The organism is Flindersiella endophytica (assembly GCF_054779015.1).
In genome coordinates, this window is the sequence record NZ_BAAGYY010000019.1 from 385,819 (window position 1) to 403,172 (window position 17,354).

Annotated in this window: 15 protein-coding genes; 10 read left to right on the forward strand and 5 right to left on the reverse strand. The window is 68.5% G+C overall.

Features of this window, described 5'->3' with window-relative positions; genetic code table 11:
• The first annotated feature begins 140 nt into the window (after nt 1–140).
• The 3 genes from ACYVF6_RS22440 (at nt 141) to ACYVF6_RS22450 (ending at nt 2,307) form a co-directional block, all read left to right on the forward strand.
• Nucleotides 141–398, forward strand: a complete 258-nt coding sequence (locus tag ACYVF6_RS22440) for a hypothetical protein (protein WP_460524418.1) — start codon at nt 141–143, stop codon at nt 396–398.
• Between the two features lie 93 nt (nt 399–491).
• A complete protein-coding gene (locus ACYVF6_RS22445; protein WP_460524420.1) occupies nt 492–1,226 on the forward strand; it encodes a class I SAM-dependent methyltransferase in 735 nt (244 codons plus the stop codon).
• Nucleotides 1,227–1,275: 49 nt separating this feature from the next.
• Entirely contained in the window at nt 1,276–2,307 is a 1,032-nt protein-coding gene (locus ACYVF6_RS22450; RefSeq protein ID WP_460524422.1) for a phosphotransferase enzyme family protein, read from the forward strand.
• Between the two features lie 574 nt (nt 2,308–2,881).
• Here the strand turns inward: ACYVF6_RS22450 and ACYVF6_RS22455 are convergent.
• From ACYVF6_RS22455 to ACYVF6_RS22465, 3 genes are read right to left on the reverse strand one after another with little or no spacing between them, the layout of a single operon-like run.
• On the reverse strand, nt 2,882–3,898 hold the full coding sequence (locus ACYVF6_RS22455) for a phosphotransferase enzyme family protein (protein ID WP_460524424.1): 1,017 nt from the start codon (nt 3,896–3,898) through the stop codon (nt 2,882–2,884).
• Between the two features lie 47 nt (nt 3,899–3,945).
• Nucleotides 3,946–4,809 carry an amidohydrolase family protein gene (locus ACYVF6_RS22460; RefSeq protein ID WP_460524426.1) on the reverse strand — a complete coding sequence of 288 codons (864 nt, stop codon included), beginning with the start codon at nt 4,807–4,809 and terminating at the stop codon, nt 3,946–3,948.
• Nucleotides 4,806–5,810: an aldo/keto reductase gene (locus ACYVF6_RS22465; RefSeq protein ID WP_460524428.1), complete on the reverse strand. Its 1,005-nt coding sequence runs from the start codon at nt 5,808–5,810 to the stop codon at nt 4,806–4,808. The genes ACYVF6_RS22460 and ACYVF6_RS22465 overlap by 4 nt, the downstream gene beginning before the upstream one ends.
• Nucleotides 5,811–5,895: 85 nt before the next feature.
• On the opposite strand from ACYVF6_RS22465, the gene ACYVF6_RS22470 reads away from it, so the two are divergent.
• The gene (locus tag ACYVF6_RS22470; protein WP_460524430.1) at nt 5,896–7,197 is read left to right on the forward strand and encodes an enolase-like domain-containing protein; all 1,302 of its coding nucleotides are present in this window, start codon (nt 5,896–5,898) and stop codon (nt 7,195–7,197) included.
• Nucleotides 7,198–7,459: 262 nt separating this feature from the next.
• Here the strand turns inward: ACYVF6_RS22470 and ACYVF6_RS22475 are convergent, their stop codons facing one another.
• Complete coding sequence (locus tag ACYVF6_RS22475) at nt 7,460–7,972, reverse strand: hypothetical protein (protein ID WP_460524432.1); 513 nt, start codon at nt 7,970–7,972, stop codon at nt 7,460–7,462.
• A gap of 113 nt (nt 7,973–8,085) precedes the next feature.
• Here ACYVF6_RS22475 and ACYVF6_RS22480 point away from each other — a divergent pair, with 113 nt between their 5' ends.
• The 5 genes from ACYVF6_RS22480 (at nt 8,086) to ACYVF6_RS22500 (ending at nt 13,902) form a co-directional block, all read left to right on the forward strand.
• Nucleotides 8,086–9,072: a carbohydrate kinase family protein gene (locus tag ACYVF6_RS22480; RefSeq protein WP_460524434.1), complete on the forward strand. Its 987-nt coding sequence runs from the start codon at nt 8,086–8,088 to the stop codon at nt 9,070–9,072.
• A gap of 268 nt (nt 9,073–9,340) precedes the next feature.
• Nucleotides 9,341–10,255, forward strand: coding sequence for an aa3-type cytochrome oxidase subunit II (gene ctaC, locus ACYVF6_RS22485; RefSeq protein WP_460524436.1), 915 nt, complete (start codon nt 9,341–9,343; stop codon nt 10,253–10,255).
• Nucleotides 10,252–12,039 (forward strand): cytochrome c oxidase subunit I, encoded by a 1,788-nt coding sequence (ctaD, locus tag ACYVF6_RS22490; RefSeq protein ID WP_460524438.1) that lies wholly within the window; start codon nt 10,252–10,254, stop codon nt 12,037–12,039. The genes ctaC and ctaD overlap by 4 nt, the downstream gene beginning before the upstream one ends.
• On the forward strand, nt 12,036–12,431 hold the full coding sequence (locus ACYVF6_RS22495) for a cytochrome c oxidase subunit 4 (RefSeq protein WP_460524440.1): 396 nt from the start codon (nt 12,036–12,038) through the stop codon (nt 12,429–12,431). The genes ctaD and ACYVF6_RS22495 overlap by 4 nt, the downstream gene beginning before the upstream one ends.
• A 253-nt stretch (nt 12,432–12,684) precedes the next feature.
• A complete protein-coding gene (locus ACYVF6_RS22500) occupies nt 12,685–13,902 on the forward strand; it encodes a L,D-transpeptidase (protein ID WP_460524442.1) in 1,218 nt (405 codons plus the stop codon).
• 96 nt (nt 13,903–13,998) lie between these two features.
• Here the strand turns inward: ACYVF6_RS22500 and ACYVF6_RS22505 are convergent, their stop codons facing one another.
• Nucleotides 13,999–15,945 (reverse strand): multicopper oxidase family protein, encoded by a 1,947-nt coding sequence (locus tag ACYVF6_RS22505; protein WP_460524444.1) that lies wholly within the window; start codon nt 15,943–15,945, stop codon nt 13,999–14,001.
• Between the two features lie 290 nt (nt 15,946–16,235).
• Between ACYVF6_RS22505 and ACYVF6_RS22510 the strand changes: the two genes are divergently transcribed.
• Entirely contained in the window at nt 16,236–17,336 is a 1,101-nt protein-coding gene (locus ACYVF6_RS22510) for a hypothetical protein (RefSeq protein WP_460524445.1), read from the forward strand.
• The last annotated feature ends 18 nt before the right edge of the window (nt 17,337–17,354 follow it).

The following is a 17,354-nucleotide window of genomic DNA, read 5'->3' on the forward strand; positions in this document are numbered from 1 at the left end:
TGTCTGCGCCAATACCGATCCCGCCCACGAAGAGCTTGCCTGACCTCCCCTTCCACGTCAATCGCAGTTCGAAAACTCTCACTTGCCTCATTCGAACATACACTCTAATATATCCCCATCTCTCCCTCAAGGAGCCCACCATGAGACGTCCACCGTTCCTCGAACAAAGCGGGCTGGTCCCGCCGGCACGCGGCCGCCGGGCGGCCAACGCGGTCCGGCGCAGCGAGATGCGCTGGAACCGTGATGTCGGCCTGACCAAGCGACAGGAGATCAGACTGTCCAGGCGACGGGACGACGACTGGCTTGCCACGTTCGCGCCAGAGGACCGAGACGAGATGGCGCGCTGGCTCCTGCCGATCGACGCTGTTGAGGTGGGTGATGCCATGCCCGACCACTGACAACTCAACAGTGTGAATCGGAGCGGCTTGAGCTTGAGCTGGGGCTCGGCTTGGAGCTCGTGCGCGGCAGCCGGCGATGCTATGAAGGTCGGCATGGACATCGCATTCGCCGCATACGACGAGGTCGCCGACGCTTACCACGAAGCAGTCGCCGCCAACGGATCGACGCTGCACGATCCGGTCTTCGAGGACCTGCTCGACGACGTGGCCGGTCGCCGGGTGCTGGCGGTCGCCTGCGGGCAGGGCAGGGAAGCACGCCGGCTGGCCGATCTCGGCGCGCAGGTGGTCGGGGTCGACGCGTCGGCACGGTTGCTCGCGTACGCGCGGGAGTTCGAACAGCGCGAGCCGAGCGGCATCACGTACCTACAGGGTGATGCGCGTGACCTCCGTGCCCTCGACGACGACAGCTTCGACGCGGTCGTGTGTCACATGGCGCTGATGGACATCCCGGACCTCGAGCAGGTCGTCGCGGCGGTCGGGCGCGTGCTGCGCTTGGACGGATGGTTCGTGTTCTCGATCGTGCACCCCTGCTACAAGACGCCGGCCGACGGCGAGCTCGTCGACCACGTGGACGGCTCCGTGCGCAGGACGGTCGGGAAATACTTCGTGGAAGGTCCGTACGACAGCGCGACGAGGTGGGCGGCCCTGCCACGACGCGCGCATCACCGGACGCTGAGCACCTACCTCAACACCCTTGCGAGCCAGGGACTCTGCCTGACGCGCATGGTGGAGCCGGTGGGCGACCGAGCGATCTGGCAAGAGGTGCCGGGAACCCTCTACGCCCAGTGCCGCAAGCTGCGACCGGCGGGTGACGGCCCGCGGGTGTAGCCACCGCAAATGGTTGGACAGCGGTTGGTCGTCGCCAGATGATGGCGCGATGGTCGTACCAGCGAGCGGTTCCACCGTCCCGACCGACGAGGAGATCCTGAAGCTCGCGGCCGAGATCGCGCCCGATGCCGAAGCGGTCCGCCTCGGCGGATGGATAAGCGTCAACTTCCGGTTGAAGCGGTCCGCTCGGAACGAAGGCGAGCGCGCCGAAAGTGCGACCGACGGCGATCTGGTCCTGCACGTGCACCCGCGCTACCTCAGCCGGCGCAGGATCCGCGCGGTCCAGCGGTTGCGCCAAGCGGCGGCAGCGTCCGGCCTGATCGTCCCGCTCGCACTGCCGCACCGCGGCGCGACTGTCATCCGCTGCGGCACCTCGCTCGCGGAGATCGAGCACTTCCTGCCGAACGAACAGCTCCCGCCGTCATGGCCGGCGTACCGCTGGCTGTACCGCGCGATGGGAACCATCCACCGCGTCCTCGCCACGACCGACGTCGAGCTGCCGCGCCCGCTGCACACCCACTACGCGGCGGCGGGCACCCTGCGCAGCTGGATTCCGCCGACGAATGCCGCCGCCCGCGACCATCCGGAGGCGACCGCCGCGGCCGAAGGGCTCGACGTGGTGACCAGGCGGATCCGCAACCGATGGGTTCCACCGAGCCAGTTGCCGACCCAACTGGTCCACGGCGACCTGAAGCTCGAGAACGTCCTGCGCGCCCCGACCGGCCGCACCATCTACCTCGACTTCGGCCACTCCGCCCGGCGCCCGCGCATCCACGACCTGGCGTTCGCCCTCACCCACACCGTCCTCACCGTCGACGGCGACGTACCGACCGATCCGGCCGCGTTTCCGTGGGAACAGGTCCCGCCACTGATCGAGGAGTACCAAGCAGCCGCCGGCTGGACCCTCACGCCGGTCGAACGCCGCGCTCTGGCTCCGTACACGGCCGCAGTCCGCCTCTACTTCGGTTGCGCCGCCTGGCACGCAGCCTCCGATCCGATCGACTGGTTGTGCGGCCAACGCCCGTCCCTCGACCTGAGCCAATGGCTCCTCGACCACCCGGACGCCATCCTGCCCACCTGAAGCCAGCCGCCCAGCCCACTTCCACCCGCAGGCCACACCATGCCCGCGTCGGCAAAGCGCACGCCTGCCACCGCCGCCTGCCGCCGACCGGTCCGGGCAGGCAGGGGACCCGGCCGCGAGCTGGGCCGCCCGCGGTGCCCGCCCACCTACGCGAAGCCGCCCACCGGCGACCGGCACCGGCGACCGGCACCGGGCTGCCGCCGCTGTCCCGGCCGCCACCCTCGGCTGGCGTGCGACCGGGCAGGCGTGCGTCCGACGGCGAGCTGGGCCGCCCGAGGGGCACGCTGCCCCACACGAAGCCCGCCCACGGCGCTGGCAGCCACCGCCTGCGGCCTGCCACCGACCATGCCGGGCTGGCGCAGAGTCGGCTGCCACCGCGACCGCTGGGGCAGGGCGGCTGGGCGAGCGTTCGGCTGCGGGCTCGCCTGCAGGAAGTGCGCGCTGCTCCCACACGAAGCGCCCCACCCTGCGCTACTCCAGGCTGCTTCCGCTTCTGGGCTGCCTCTGGGCCGGGCTGCCACTCGGGCAGGCGAGCGGTGCGCGGAGACCGGGCCGCTCGAGGCGCACGCTGCTGCTACGCGAAGCCGGCCACCCATTGGTCGATCTCGTCGACTACCAGCAGGGCGCGCACGACGTCCTTCGCGGTTTCGTTGGCGTGACGGCGGGCGTGCTCCTCAACCTCGAGCCGTGCCACCCAGCCGCCGATGCCCCACAGCGGCTGGCGGGCGAAGGCCCAGGGGAGCGCCGCCCTCTCGGCCGGGGTCAGGGGTTCGCCGAGCCCGGTCTCGTAGGCGGCGACGAGCGGCACCAGCGCGGCGATCCGCTCGCCGGCGGTCCAGAAGTCGAAGTCCCAGTCGGAGAACCACAGCGTCAACGCAAGGTCGTCGATTCGGGTCCGCTCGCCCATGAAGTCGAAGTCGGCGACGGCGACCGGTTCCTCGCCGCGGAAGTAGACGTTGTTGTCCCAGAAGTCGCCGTGCACCACCTGCCGGGGCAGCAGCCCGACGAACTCGGTCTCCCCAGCGGCCACCGCCGCAGCCAGCCGGTCGGAGCGATCGGCGAGTGATACCTCGTCAGGCGTCAACCCCACCCAGCTCCGAATCCGCGCGGTCCCGCGAGCCGTGCCCTCCAGAACCTGGTCCGGCTCGATGTGGTTCACGATCCCCGCGGACCGGCCGCCGCGGGTAAGCGGGAGGTCGCGCAGCACAGCGTGGATGCGGCCGAGCCACGGCATGCCGCTCCGAATCCGCGAAGCGGTGTTCATCCGACCGTCGTGCGAGACGTAGCGTTCGACCTCGATCAGCCGATCCTCGAACGGCACGAACGGCGAGCCGTCCAGCGCCGGGACCACCTCGACACATGGGACGCCGGCGCGGTCGATCTCCGATCGGGCGTGCTGCACGTCCGACAGGCGCCCCGGGCTGACCGACTGGCGGTAGACCCGCGCCACCACCTGCTCGGTTCCCTTGTGCAGTAGGAGGTTGCGGTTGAGGCTGCCGCCGAGGTCGCGGACGTCGCCGCGGTCGAGGGCGTACCGCGACTCCAGGAACCGGAGCAGCTCGTCCGACAGTTCGGCGCGCGAGTCATCCATCCGGCCCACGCTAGAGACGCGAACCAGCCGCGGGCCAGCCGATTTCGTCAGACCGTCAGCCTGTACACCCGCCGTGCATTGCCACCGAAGATCGCCGAACGCTCATCGTCGGAGAAGCCGGCCGTCAACGACTCGGCGGTCGACGCCCAGCCTTCGTACGACGACGCCAGCAGGCAGACCGGCCAGTCCGACCCCCACAGCACGCGGTCGGTGCCGAACGCCTCCAGAACCACCTCGACGTACGGCCGCAGCTGGTCGATCGTCCACCCGTCCCAGGCGGCCTCGGTGACGAGCCCGGACAGCTTGCACGACACGTTCGGCAGCGCCGCCAGCGACCGGATCTGCCCCGCCCACGGCTCGAGCTCGCCCGACGGGATGACGGGCTTGGAGCAGTGGTCGAGGACGAACGGCACGTCGGGCAGCGCCGCGACCGTACGCACCGCCGCCGGCAGCTGGACCGGGATCGTCAGCAGCTCGTAGAGCAAACCTGCCGAGCCGACCGCCCGGATGCCGCGCTGGACCTCCGGCCGGCACAGCCACTCCGGATCGGGCTCGGACTGGACGCCGTGGCGGATGCCGCGCAGACAAGCGCCGCCCTCGCCCTCGGCCAGCGAGGCGAGCGTGTCGGCCACCGACGCCGCGGTGAGGTCGACCCAGCCCGTGACGGCCGCGACCAGGGAGCTCTTGGCCGCCAGTGCCAGGAACTCCCGGGTCTCCTCGACCTCGCCCAGCGTCTGCACCAGCACCGTCGCCGAGACCCCGGCAGCCGAGGCCACCGGCGCGAGGTCGTCGAGCCCGAACGAGCGCCGGATCGGCGCCATCGACTCGGGGTCGATCCACGGCTCGTCGCGTACGGACAGGTCCCAGACGTGGTGGTGCGCGTCGACCTTGTTGGTCACCGGGTCGCTCATGGGCGCGCAACCCCAGCCGCGGCCAGGTCACTCCAGAGCGCCTCCGGGATGTCGTACCCCATCATCGCGAGGTTCTCGTCGAGCTCGTCGACGCTGCGCGCGCCGGTCAGTACGCACGCGACCGCCGGATGCGCGAGCGGGAACTGGATCGCGGCGGCCTTCAGCGGGACGCCGTGCGACTCGCAGATCGCGCCCAGCTGCCGCGCCCGCTTGACGAGCTCCTCGGGAGCCTGCGCGTAGTTGTACGTCGTGCCGCCGGCCAGCAGCCCGGAGTTGTAGACGCCGCCGATCACGATGCTCGCGCCGCGCTCGACGCACGCCGGCAGCAGGTCTTCGGCGCCGGACTGGTCGAGCAGCGTGTAGCGGCCGGCCAGCAGGACCACATCGATGTCGGTCTCGCGAACGAATCGGGTCGGGATCCGCGACTGGTTCATGCCGACGCCGATGGCGCGCACGACCCCTTGCGAACGCAGCTCGTGGAGCGCGGGATAGGCGGAGGTAAGCGCTTCCTCTTCGTAGTCGTCAGGGTCGTGGATGTAGACGACGTCGGCCCGGTCCAGCCCGAGCCGCTCGAAGCTCTCCTCCAGCGACCGGCGTACGTCGTCGGGGCTGTAGGCGTAGATCGCCTCCGACGGCCTGGCGTCGGCGAACCCGTCGCGGTTCCAGCTCTCGTCGGTGGCCTTGGTCTCGACGATCAGGCGTCCGACTTTGGTCGACAGAACATAGCTGTCGCGGCCAACATCGGCCAACGCGGCGCCCACCCGCTGCTCGGAGATGCCGTATCCGTAGAGCGGAGCGGTGTCGACGTAGTTGAGCCCGGCATCCAGTGCCGCGCGCACCACGGCGTGCGCCGTATCGTCCGCAACATGGGTGAACAGGCCACCGATCGGCGCCGTACCCAGGCCCAACTGGGTGACCTCGACGTCGCTGCGTCCCAGCCGATTCCGCTGGGTGGCGCGACCGTGATCCGACCGCATACCCGAAGTCGCACTGTCCGTCATGTGTACGGGACCCTCCTGGTTCCGCGTTTGCCAGCCTCAGGGATCCTATAGGAAAATGCCCTTCGGCGGACTTGAAGGAGATCGTGTGACCACCATCGTCGCAGTTGATGTGCACGACGTGCGGTTCCCCACGTCGAAAGGCGGGCACGGCTCCGATGCCATGAACCCGGATCCTGACTATTCGGCGGCCTACGTCGTCCTGCGCGCGAGCGACGGGCCCGACGGGCACGGCTTCGCGTTCACGATCGGCCGCGGCAACGAGGTGCAGTGCGCTGCGATCCGTACGCTCGCGCCGGCGCTGGTCGGCCGTTCGGTCGAGGAGATCTGTGGTGACCTGGGGCTGATCTACCACGAGCTGGTCTACGACTCGCAGTTTCGCTGGCTGGGCCCGGAGAAGGGCATCATGCACATGGCGATCGGCGCGATCGTCAACGCCGTATGGGATCTGGCGGCCAAACGGGCCGGCAAGCCGGTCTGGAAGCTGCTGGTCGACCTGACACCGGAGCAGGTCGTCGGGCTGGTCGATTGGCGGTATTTGTCCGACGCGCTGACACCGCAGGAGGCGCTCGACCTGTTGCGGACGGCCGAATCCGGCAAGGCCTCGCGAGAGGCGGCGTTGCGGGCCGGCGGGATCGCGGCGTACACCACGACGCCTGGCTGGATCGGGTACGACGACGAGACCGTCGACCGGCTGTCGCGGGAAGCGGTTGCTGCGGGGTTCAGGCAGATCAAGCTGAAGGTCGGACGAGAGCTCGCCGACGACCGGCGGCGGTTCTCGGTCGCGCGCAGGGCGGTCGGCGACGGGATCCGGATCGCGATGGACGCCAACCAGTGCTGGGACGTGGCGGACGCGATCAACTGGGTCAAGCAGCTGCAGGAGTTCGACCCGTGGTGGATCGAGGAGCCGACGTCGCCCGACGACGTACTCGGCCACGCCGCGATCCGCAAGGAGATCGCACCGATCAAGGTCGCGACGGGGGAGCACGTGCAGAACCGGGTGATCTTCAAGCAGCTGCTCCAGGCCGAGTCGATCGACGTGCTGCAACTCGACGCGGCGCGGGTCGGCGGGATGAACGAGAACATCGCGATCGTGCTGCTCGCGGCGAAGTTCGGCGTGCCGGTCTGCCCGCACGCGGGCGGGGTCGGGCTGTGCGAACTGGTCCAGCACATCGCGATGTGGGACGAGGTGTCGGTCGGCGGGCACCAGCCGGACCGGGTGGTGGAGTTCGTGGATCACCTGCACGAGCACTTCGTCGACCCGGTGGTGGTACGCGACGGAGCGTACGTCGCGCCGACCGCGCCGGGATTCAGCGCCGAGATGCACCCGGAGACCCTGCGCCGCTTCGCCTTCCCCGACGGCCCCGAGTGGGCCGCGCCAACCCTCTGATCCGCGCCAATGACCACGTTAACCACGCTTTTGGCTGGTTGACCACGCCCCGGGCCGTGGCGAAGCACCTACTGGCGTGGCGAACCGCCAATGACCACGTTAACCAGCCAAAAGCGTGGTTAACGTGGTCATTAGCGCGGAGCCAGGGCGAGGACGGGCAGGCCGAGGCGGGGCGAAGACGGAGCAGAGAGAGGCCGGGGGGAGAGTCAGAGGGCGAGGGCAGGGCAGAACCAGGGGGAGCGAGGGCGGCGTACGAGCCCGGTCAGCCGACGACCGTGACTCCGGTGGCTCCGTCGATCAGCTTGCGGTTGGCCAGCGGTTCGTCCAGCGTCACCGTGGTCGTCCGCTCCTGGATGACCTGGGCGCACATCGGCTGGTCCTTCGTGTTGACCTGCCGCGCATGCAGCGTCACCACCACCGAGGCCGGCTCCTCCACGACCGCCGCCCGGTCGAGGGCGGGCGAGCACGGCGTCGGCACCTCGTACGTCACCTCCACCTTCCGGGCGTCCCTCTTGTCCACGTTGGCGGACTTGATGACGTACGTCCGCTTCACGTTCGGGTCGCGCGGCTTCTTCGACGGCAGGCTGGGTCGCTCCGTCATCGGCGGTCCCGTGGTCGTCGGCGTGGACGTGGCCGGATCGCTCGGGCCCGGCGTAGCCTCCAAAGTAGCCACGTCACGACCACACGACGCGACCAACAGCACTGCCACGGCCAGCACAGCCGTCAGCACCGCCGCCTGGATCGTCGCCACCGAGCGTGGCCGGTTTCGTAGCATCACGTCAGCTCGGACGCACGCCCCCCGCGCGACGGTTCCGATACCGGTCAGCGACCAGGAGCCCGATCGGTAGGGTTGGCCACTTCGCAAGCCAGTCGATGGAGGGTTCTCCCGTGCGCATTGCCGTAGCCGGCTCGATCGCGACCGACCACCTGATGACGTTCGATGGCAGGTTCAAGGACTCGCTTGTCGTCGACCAGCTCGACAAGCTCTCGCTCTCGTTCCTCGTCACCAAGCTCGACGTCCGGCGGGGCGGCGTGGCCGGCAACATCACGTTCGGGATGGGCTGCGTCGGCCTCAAGCCGATCCTGGTGGGCGCCGTCGGCGAGGACTTCGACGACTACCGCTCGTGGCTGGAGCGCCATGACGTCGACTGCGAGTCGGTCCACGTCTCCGAGGTCAACCACACCGCGCGCTTCATTTGTACGAGCGACCAGACGCAGGCGCAGATCGCGACGTTCTACTCCGGCGCGATGGCCGAGACCCGCAACATCGAGCTGAAGCCGATCGCCGACCGCGTGGGCGGGCTCGACCTGGTGCTGATCGGCGCCAGCGACCCCGAGGGCATGCTGCGCCACACCGAGGAGTGCAAGCAGCGCGGCTACAAGTTCGCCGCCGACCCGTCGCAGCAGCTCGCGTTCGCCGGTGGCGACCTGATCCGGCCGCTGATCGACGGCGCCACCTACCTCTTCTCCAACGAGTACGAAGCCGCGCTCACCGAGCAGAAGACCGGCTGGAGCGCCGCCGAGATCCTCGACAAGGTCGAGATCCGCGTGGTGACGCTGGGGGAGAAGGGCGTCCGCATCGACCGCAAGGGCGAGCCGCCGATCCAGGTCAGCGCCGCCCCGATCGCGGCGGCCGTCGACCCGACCGGTGTCGGCGACGGGTTCCGGGCCGGGTTCCTCGCGGGTCTGAGCTGGGGCCTCCCGCTCGAGCGCGCCGCCCAGATCGGCTGCGTGCTGGCCGCCTACGTCATTGAGGCCGACGGCCCGCAGGAGTACGAGCTGTCGACCGAGGCGTTCCTCGCCCGGGTGGCCGCCACCTACGGTGACGATGCCGAGGCCGACGTCCGCCCGCACCTGCGCTGCCCCAAGCCGTAACCAGCCGCAACCAGCCGCAATCACCCGTAACCCGCACGCCTTCGACGAAAGCTGGAGGTATCTCGGCGTAGACACCGAGGTGCCTCCACGGGTCGTCGCCGGCCGTCACCGTGGGAACACGGCCGAAGCCGTCAACGACACGGTGTAGGAGATACGGCGGGGCGAGCCCAGCCGGGGCACAGCCGGGCGATATGGTGCTGTCCGGCTTTGAAGCTCGGCAGTCAATCCGGAGAAGGGCGTCTTCGTGGGTTCGAACGCTGGTCATCCAGTGGCTGGCACTACAGCTGGCAGAGTCGCGGAACGGCGGTCCGGCCGCAAGACCGGACTGCGCACTGGACTGGGCATGGTGTCGCTGGCGGCCGTGGCGCTGCTCCTCGGCAGTGGTTGCTCCGCCCAGTCCGCGGCGGAGTGGAAGCGGGTCGGTATGCCCGAGCCCGCCACCGACCGGGCCGACCACGCGCTGAGCCTCTGGCAGGGCACCTGGATCGCGGCGCTGGCGGTCGGAGTCCTGGTGTGGGGCCTGATCATCTGGTCGGTGATCGCCTACCGCAAGCGCAGTGAGGCCGTTCCCGCGCAGACGCGCTACCACGTGCCGATCGAGACGCTGTTCACGGTGGTCCCGTTCATCATCATCGCGGTGCTGTTCTTCTTCACCGTGCGAGACCAGAACGCCATCCTGCACGTCGACAAGACGAACCCGCCGACCTACCAGGTCAACGCGGTCGGGCAGCAGTGGGCGTGGACGTTCAACTACACCGAGAAGGGCCAGCCGAAGGAAGAGGGCACCTGGGAGACCGGCACTCCGGCCGACCTTCCGACGCTCTACCTCCCGGTCGACGAGCGGGTCGGCGTCACGCTGACCACGCCGGACGTCATCCACTCCTTCTTCGTGCCGGCGTTCCTGTTCAAGATGGACGTCATCCCGGGCAAGCCGAACTACTTCGAGTTCACGCCGACCAAGGAAGGCGTCTTCGACGGCAAGTGCGCCGAGCTGTGCGGCGCCTACCACTCGCGGATGCTGTTCGAGGTGCACGTGGTCAGCAAGGCCGAGTACCAACAGCACCTCGCCGACCTGAAGGAACGCGGCCAGACCGGACAGGCCGAGGGTGCGCCGTGGGTCCAGCCGGGCCACGAGAACGCTCAGGACGCCGCGGCTGCCGAGGGCGAAGGAACCAACCAATGACGATTTCGATTGAACGCCCGCAGGGCGCGACGACGGTCGCGGCGGAGCCGGAACGCAAGCGGACGCTCGGCCAGAAGGTGGTGAACGTCCTCACCACCACCGACCACAAGCTGATCGGTCATCTCTACCTCACGACGTCGTTCGTCTTCTTCCTGATCGGCGGCGCGATGGCGATGATCATGCGCGCCGAGCTGGCGAAGCCGGGCATGCAGGTGCTCGGCAAGGCGAAGGGTGAGGAGCTGTTCAACCAGCTCTTCACGATGCACGGCACGATCATGCTGCTGCTGTTCGCGACGCCGCTGTTCGTCGGCTTCGCCAACGTCATCATGCCGCTGCAGATCGGCTCGCCGGACGTCGCGTTCCCACGGCTCAACATGTTCAGCTACTGGCTGTTCCTGTTCGGCGGAATCATCACGCTGTCCGGGTTCATCACGCCGCAGGGCGCGGCCGACTTCGGCTGGACGGCCTACTCCCCGCTGACCGACGTGACCCGATCACCGGGCGTCGGCGGCGACTTGTGGGTGATGGGGCTCTATCTGGCCGGTCTGGGCACGATCCTTGGTGCCGTCAACTTCGTCACGACGATCTTCTGTATGCGCGCACCCGGCATGACGATGTTCCGGATGCCGATCTTCACCTGGAACATCCTGGTGACGAGCCTGCTGGTGCTGATCGCGTTCCCGATCCTGGCCGGCGCGCTGCTGATGCTGGAGGCCGACCGCAGGCTCGGGGCGCATGTCTTCGACCCGACCAGCGGAGGTGCGCTGCTGTGGCAGCACTTGTTCTGGTTCTTCGGGCATCCAGAGGTCTACATCATCGCGTTGCCGTTCTTCGGCATCATCACCGAGATCCTGCCGGTGTTCAGCCGCAAGCCGATCTTCGGCTACACCACGCTGATCATGGCGACGCTCGGCATCGCCGCGCTGTCGGTGGCGGTGTGGGCGCACCACATGTTCGTGACGGGAAGCGTCAACCTACCGTTCTTCTCCTTCATGACGTTCTTGATCGCCGTACCGACAGGCATCAAGTTCTTCAACTGGATCGGAACACTATGGCGAGGTTCGCTGACGTTCGAGACTCCCATGTTGTGGGCGATCGGCTTCCTCGTGACGTTCCTGTTCGGCGGCCTGACCGGCATCATCCTGGCGTCGCCGCCGCTCGACTTCCACATCTCCGACACCTACTTCGTCGTGGCGCACTTCCACTACGTCGTGTTCGGCACGGTCGTGTTCGCGATGTTCGCGGGCTTCTACTTCTGGTGGCCCAAGATGACCGGGCGGATGTTGAACGAGACGCTCGGCAAGATCCACTTCTGGACGCTGTTCTTCGGCTTCCACCTGACGTTCATGGTCCAGCACTGGCTCGGTGTCGAGGGCATGCCGCGGCGGTACGCCGACTACCGGGTCGAGGACGGCTTCACCACGCTCAACATGGTGTCGACGATCGGCGCGTTCTTGCTCGGCACGTCGACGATCCCGTTCATCCTGAACGTCATCCAGTCGCGTAAGAACCGCAAGGTCGAGGTTGACGACCCGTGGGGCTGGGGCCGCTCGCTGGAGTGGGCGACCTCCTGCCCGCCGCCACGGCACAACTTCACCTCGATGCCGCGGATCCGTTCCGAGAGCCCGGCGTTCGACCTCAAGCACCCCGAGATCGCGTTGCTCGAGCTGAAGCAGGCGAACGGGCTTCCTGGGTCAGACACCTCCAGCCAGGAAGGCCGCGAGGAACACCTCGAGGAAGTCGCGGGCAAGGCCCGGTCCGATGAGAAGGGCAAGGACAAGTGAAGGTCGAAGGGATCCTGATCGCGATCCTGACGGTGTTCTTCGCCGTCGTGACTCCGGTCTACTGGTTCGTTTCGCACGAGGTCACGGGTACGGCCGCGCTGGTCCTGACCACCCTGCTGGGTGCGCTGATCGCCTTCTACCTGCTGATGATCGCCCGCAGGATGGACGCGCGTCCCGAGGACCGGGACGACGCGGAGATCGCCGAAGGCGCCGGCGAGCTCGGTTTCTTCAGCCCCTACAGCTGGTGGCCGCTGTGGTGCGCCGCCTCGTTCGCGGTTGCGGCGCTCGGGATCGCTGTGGGCTGGTGGTTGTTCATCATCGGCGTCGGGTTCGGCGTGGTGTCGCTGCTCGGCTTCGTGTTCGAGTACTACCGAGGCGAACACGCGCACTGAGACTCACCGGTCTCTGACCGGACCGGCGGCCGGCCGCGTACCACGATCCTGGAGGGGGATCGAGGTGCGCGGCGGTCGCTGGTTTGTCGGTTGCGTCGGTTACTCTGGTGGGCGCCAGGGAAAGGCCAAGCTTGGACAAGCCGGGCAACGTTTGCCACGGTTCAACGCGTCCATTGGTCGTGAAGGTGAATTGGTTCTCTAACCAGCGAGTGCTCTATCTGGGGGTAGGGGAATGACGAAGGTGGGGGCGGGAATGATGGACCGTCGGCGGTTCGGCGCGGCGATCGCGGCGGCGGCTGCCTTGGTGCTTGTTCCCGGCTGCTCTGATGATGGCGCGTCAGTGGCGGCAAGCGACGAACCGGGTGGCCGAGGCGGCTCGTCGAAGCAGGACGACAAGAAGCCCGCGCCCAAGCCGACGCCGCAGGCGAAGATCACGGTCCTGCCGGCCAAGGACGCCGACGACGTGAAGCTCGACTCCGTCGTGAAGGTCGGCGTCACCGGTGGAACCCTCTCCAGCGTCGCGGTCACCGACAAGGCCGGGAAAGAGGTCGAGGGCCAGTTCGACGCCCAGCGGACGATGTGGACCGCGAGCCAGATCCTGTCTCCCGAGACGAGCTACCAGGTGAAGGCCGAGGCCAAGGACTCCGCCGGCCTGAGCTCCAAGGTCAGCCAGAGCTTCCGCACGCTGAAGCCGGCCAAGACGCTCGGCACCGACATCACGCCCCTCGACAAGACCACGATCGGCGTGGGCATGCCGATCGTCGTGAAGTTCAGCGAGCCGATCGCGAGCTCGGCGCGGGCCGACCTGGAGCGCCGCCTCGTCATCGAGACGTCGAAGCCGGTCGAGGGCGCCTGGCACTGGTTCACCTCCGAAGAGGTCCACTACCGCCCGAAGACCTACTGGCCGGCCCACACGAAGGTGACGCTGAAGGTCAACACCAAGGGCGCCAACAACGGCAACGGTGCGTGGGGGATCAAGGACAAGGTCCGCACGTTCACCATCGACAAGGCCATCATCTTCAAGGTCAACCTCAAGACCCACCACCTGAACGTCTACATCGACGGCAAGAAGGCGCGCAGCATCCCCGTCACCGGCGGCAAGAAGGGGTGGGAGACGCGCAGCGGCACCAAGGTGGTCCTCGAGCGCCGCACCAACATCCGGTTCAAGAACGAGGCGATCGCTGCTCCGGAGGAATACGACCTGGTCGCGCCGTACGGCCTGCGCATGACGTGGAGCGGTGAGTTCCTGCACACCGCCGACTGGTCGGTGGCCTCGCAGGGCAAGCGCAACGTCAGCCACGGCTGTGTCGGTATGAACGTCCCCAACTCCAAGTGGATCTGGCAGATCGCCCACATCGGCGACCCGATCGAGGTCATCAGCACCGGCGAACGCATGCCGGTCACGGGCAACGGCTTCGGCGACTGGAACATGAGCTGGGAAAACTGGAAGGCCGGCTCGGCGCTCGCCTAGTCGTCCGTCCCCAAATCCGTCGTCAAAACAGCCACGGCTGGGGCCGCCCGGAGATCCGGGCGGCCCCAGCTCGTTTGTCCGGCCGGTGGCCGGTGCTCAGCCGACCTGGTACGGCCGCATCATCTCGTTGTCCTCGTGGTCGATGATGTGGCAGTGCCAGACGTAACGCCCCGCCAGGTCGAACCTCGCCTTGATCCGGGTGGTCTCACCGGGCAGCGCGACCACGGTGTCCTTGGTGCCGGTCTCCCAGCTGTCCGGGCCGCGGACCACCCCGTCGGCGCTCCGCCGGTCGACCACCTCGAACTGCACGAGATGGACGTGGATCGGGTGCGCGTCCTCGGTGAAGTTGCCGAGCTCCCACAGCTCGGTCGCGCCCACGGCGGGGTTCTCCGTCAGCTCGTCGCCCCACATCATGGGATTCGGGCTGCCGTCGGCGTTCGTCGTGCCGAGCCGCCCCGAGGTAGGCGCCTCGATCGACTCGTCCTCGAGCTCGTTCAACGACAGTGACCGGGTACGACTGGCGGCACCCAGTCGCGGCGCGCTCGGCAACGTCAGCCGGCCAGGCGGCGTACTGCCGTCCGCCCCGGTCCGCGTGCCCACCACGAACCGCATGACCTGTCCGGTCGTGCCCGGATCCGCGGCGTCGAAGTCGGTGCCGGGCTCCCCGCCACCGAACGGCTCGTCCGGCCCTTCGTTGACGAGGTACAGCGCGGTGCCCTGCCGTACGCCTGTGAAGTCGACGATCACGTCGGCACGCTCGGCGGGCGCGAGCCGTACGGTCGCCTGCTGCGAAGGCGCCGGCAGGAAACCGCCGTCGGAGCCGATCTGCCAGCAGGGGAGGGCGGCGGCAACCGGCCGTTGCGCCAGCGGGTTCGCCGCGACCTTGAGCAACAACACCCTGGTGTTGCAGGTGTTGAGCACCCGGAACCGGTAGCGCCGCGGCTCGACGGTCAGCGTCGGCCAGGTCCGGCCGTTGACCACGATCGTGTTGCCGAAGTACTCCGGGTTCCAGATCGGCGGGATCTCGCTGTCGGGGATGAACGGCCCATCCGGGTCGACGTCGCCGAAGAACCCGCGGCCGGCGGGGAAGAACTGCGAGCCGTCGGAGTTGAACGACTTGTCCTGGATGACGAGCGGGATCTCGTGGTACGCCGTGCCGGCCGGATCGCCGGCCCTGGGTGCCGGGCCGGGGAGAACGCCGGCCGGCAGGTCGCCGCCACCGCCACGCAGCAGGTAGAGCCCGTGCAGCCCGGCGTGCAGGTTCACCCGGGTCATGCCGAGGGTGTGGTCGTGGAACCACAACGTCGTCGCACGCTGGTCGTTGGGGTACTGGAAGACCGCGCCCGCGGCCGGCCAGGCGGCTCCCGTACGCGCCTCCGCGGTCGACCGGAACCGGCTGTAGAACGAGCCCACGGTGGCGTACCCGGAAGGGATGTCGCGCGCGGGCGGCAGGTACCAGGCCTCCGGATACCCGTCGCTGTCGTCAGAGGTGTGGGCACCGTGGACATGGGTGACGGTCGGGACCGGCCCGGTGTACGCGCCGGGCGTGCTGGTGAACTCGGGCCTGGAGTCGCGCCCCGTGGCGCCGCCCGGCGGGTTGGCCCAGTGCAGCGTGGGGTCGACCGGCAACAGGTGCCGCCGGTACCTGCCTGACCCGTCGACCAGCTGGTTGAGCCAGGTGATCCGTACCGGACGTCCCGCGGTCGCCTCGATCGTGCGCGCCGGCGCCCGGAACGTGCCCGAGGCGTCGATCGAGCCGTACCCCCACACAGCCGTGGCGGGGCTGCCCGTGGGCAGGATCTGCTGGGTGAACTGCCGGACCGCGATCCGGTAGACGTCGATGCTTCCACCGCCCGTGGTTCCGCTGGCCGGCATGGGTCTGGGAAGCGGTAGCGCGGTGACGTACTTTGGAATCGTTCGAGGATCCAGGCTGCCACCGGGCAACGGAGCAGCGAATGCGACGCGTCGGACTGCCTGTGGAGCGATCCCGATCAAGCCGAGGCCGGCTCCGGACAGCAGCAGCCGGCGCCTGGAGAACGCCATGACGTGCCCCTTTCTGAGCGCTTGGTTCTGGGCGTCTCGAATAAGCGCTCGGAGCGTACGGCGGCCTGTGCGGCCCCGGCAGGGACGAAACCAGGCTGGGGGAATGCGCCGAAACCCCCTACTTCGAGGTGCGTGGAAATCGGTGAAACGGACTGTCCTGGTTGCCGATTCCTGTCCGTCTACAGCCTGTTATGCCGCGAAACGCTGAGTTACTTTCTGCTGTAACCCAGCGAGGCGGGGAAGCGACGCGCTCTCGGACAGTTTCATCGCATCGTCAAACAGGGGGACACATGCGCGGCTCACCGCGTTCACCGCAACTCACGCTCCGGCGACTGGCCCTCGGGCTCGCCGCTTCCGTTCTCACCCTGGCCGGCACAGCCGGCACGCTGGCGGCATCGGCCGGACCAGCGCAGGCCGCTCCACAGCCATGGGGCTTCGCCCACGTCAACACCTCCGTCCTCGGGCCACTGCCCGACCTGCAGCGCCAGGCCACCGGCTCCGGCGCTGTCGTTCAGCTGACCGCTGCCTTCGGCGGGCAGTACGAGGTCCGATTTCCCGGCGTGGGCGCTCCCCGGGGTGTCGTCCATGTGACCGCGATCAGCGGCGCCGGTAACTGGTGTCAGGTCCGCGCCTGGGCACAGGTCGCCGCCGACGAGCTCGTCCGGGTCGACTGTTACCGGCCAGGCGGCGTCCTCGCGCCGACCAACTTCAGCGTGGTGTTGACCGGCACTCGCGAGCCCGCGCCGGGCGGCCACGCCTACGTCCACACCAATCCGGCCGGCGGGCTGCTCTCGTCGTTCAATTCGAGTGGGGGAGCCAACGTCGTCACGCCCGTGGTGCCCGGAATGTGGCGGGCCAGCATCCAGGGCTTCGGCGCGGCCACCCGGGCCGGCAACGTCCAGGTGACGGCTGTGAACGCGGCGATGGGCGCACGGTGCAAGGTGACGAACTGGTGGCCTGCGGCCGCCTCCCAGGAGCTCCTGGTGAGCTGCCGCGACGCTGCCGGCAGTCTCCTCGACACCAACTGGACGTTGAGCTACACGCTCCAGCGCTCGATCCTCGGCGTGTATCCGCCGAGGCTGTTCGCGTACTGCCTCGACACCGGCACCTGCGCTCCCAGCCCGACCAGCTACAACAACCTGGGCTGCGCCAACTCCGTGATCTCCGCGGGCCTCGGCCTGCGCCTGCTGGAGTTCACGTGCGTCGGCATGTTCCCGAGCCACGTCACGGTCACCTCGTTCGGGGACGGACCGCAGTACTGCGGCCTGCTGGCGCCCTGGGGCGTCGGTGGCGGCAACTCGGCGATCATCCGCGATGTGGTCTGTTACGAGCCGTCCGGCGCGGCCTCGCCGACGACCATGTCGTCGGTCGCCTACACCGGTATTCAGTAACCACACGCCAAAGCGAAG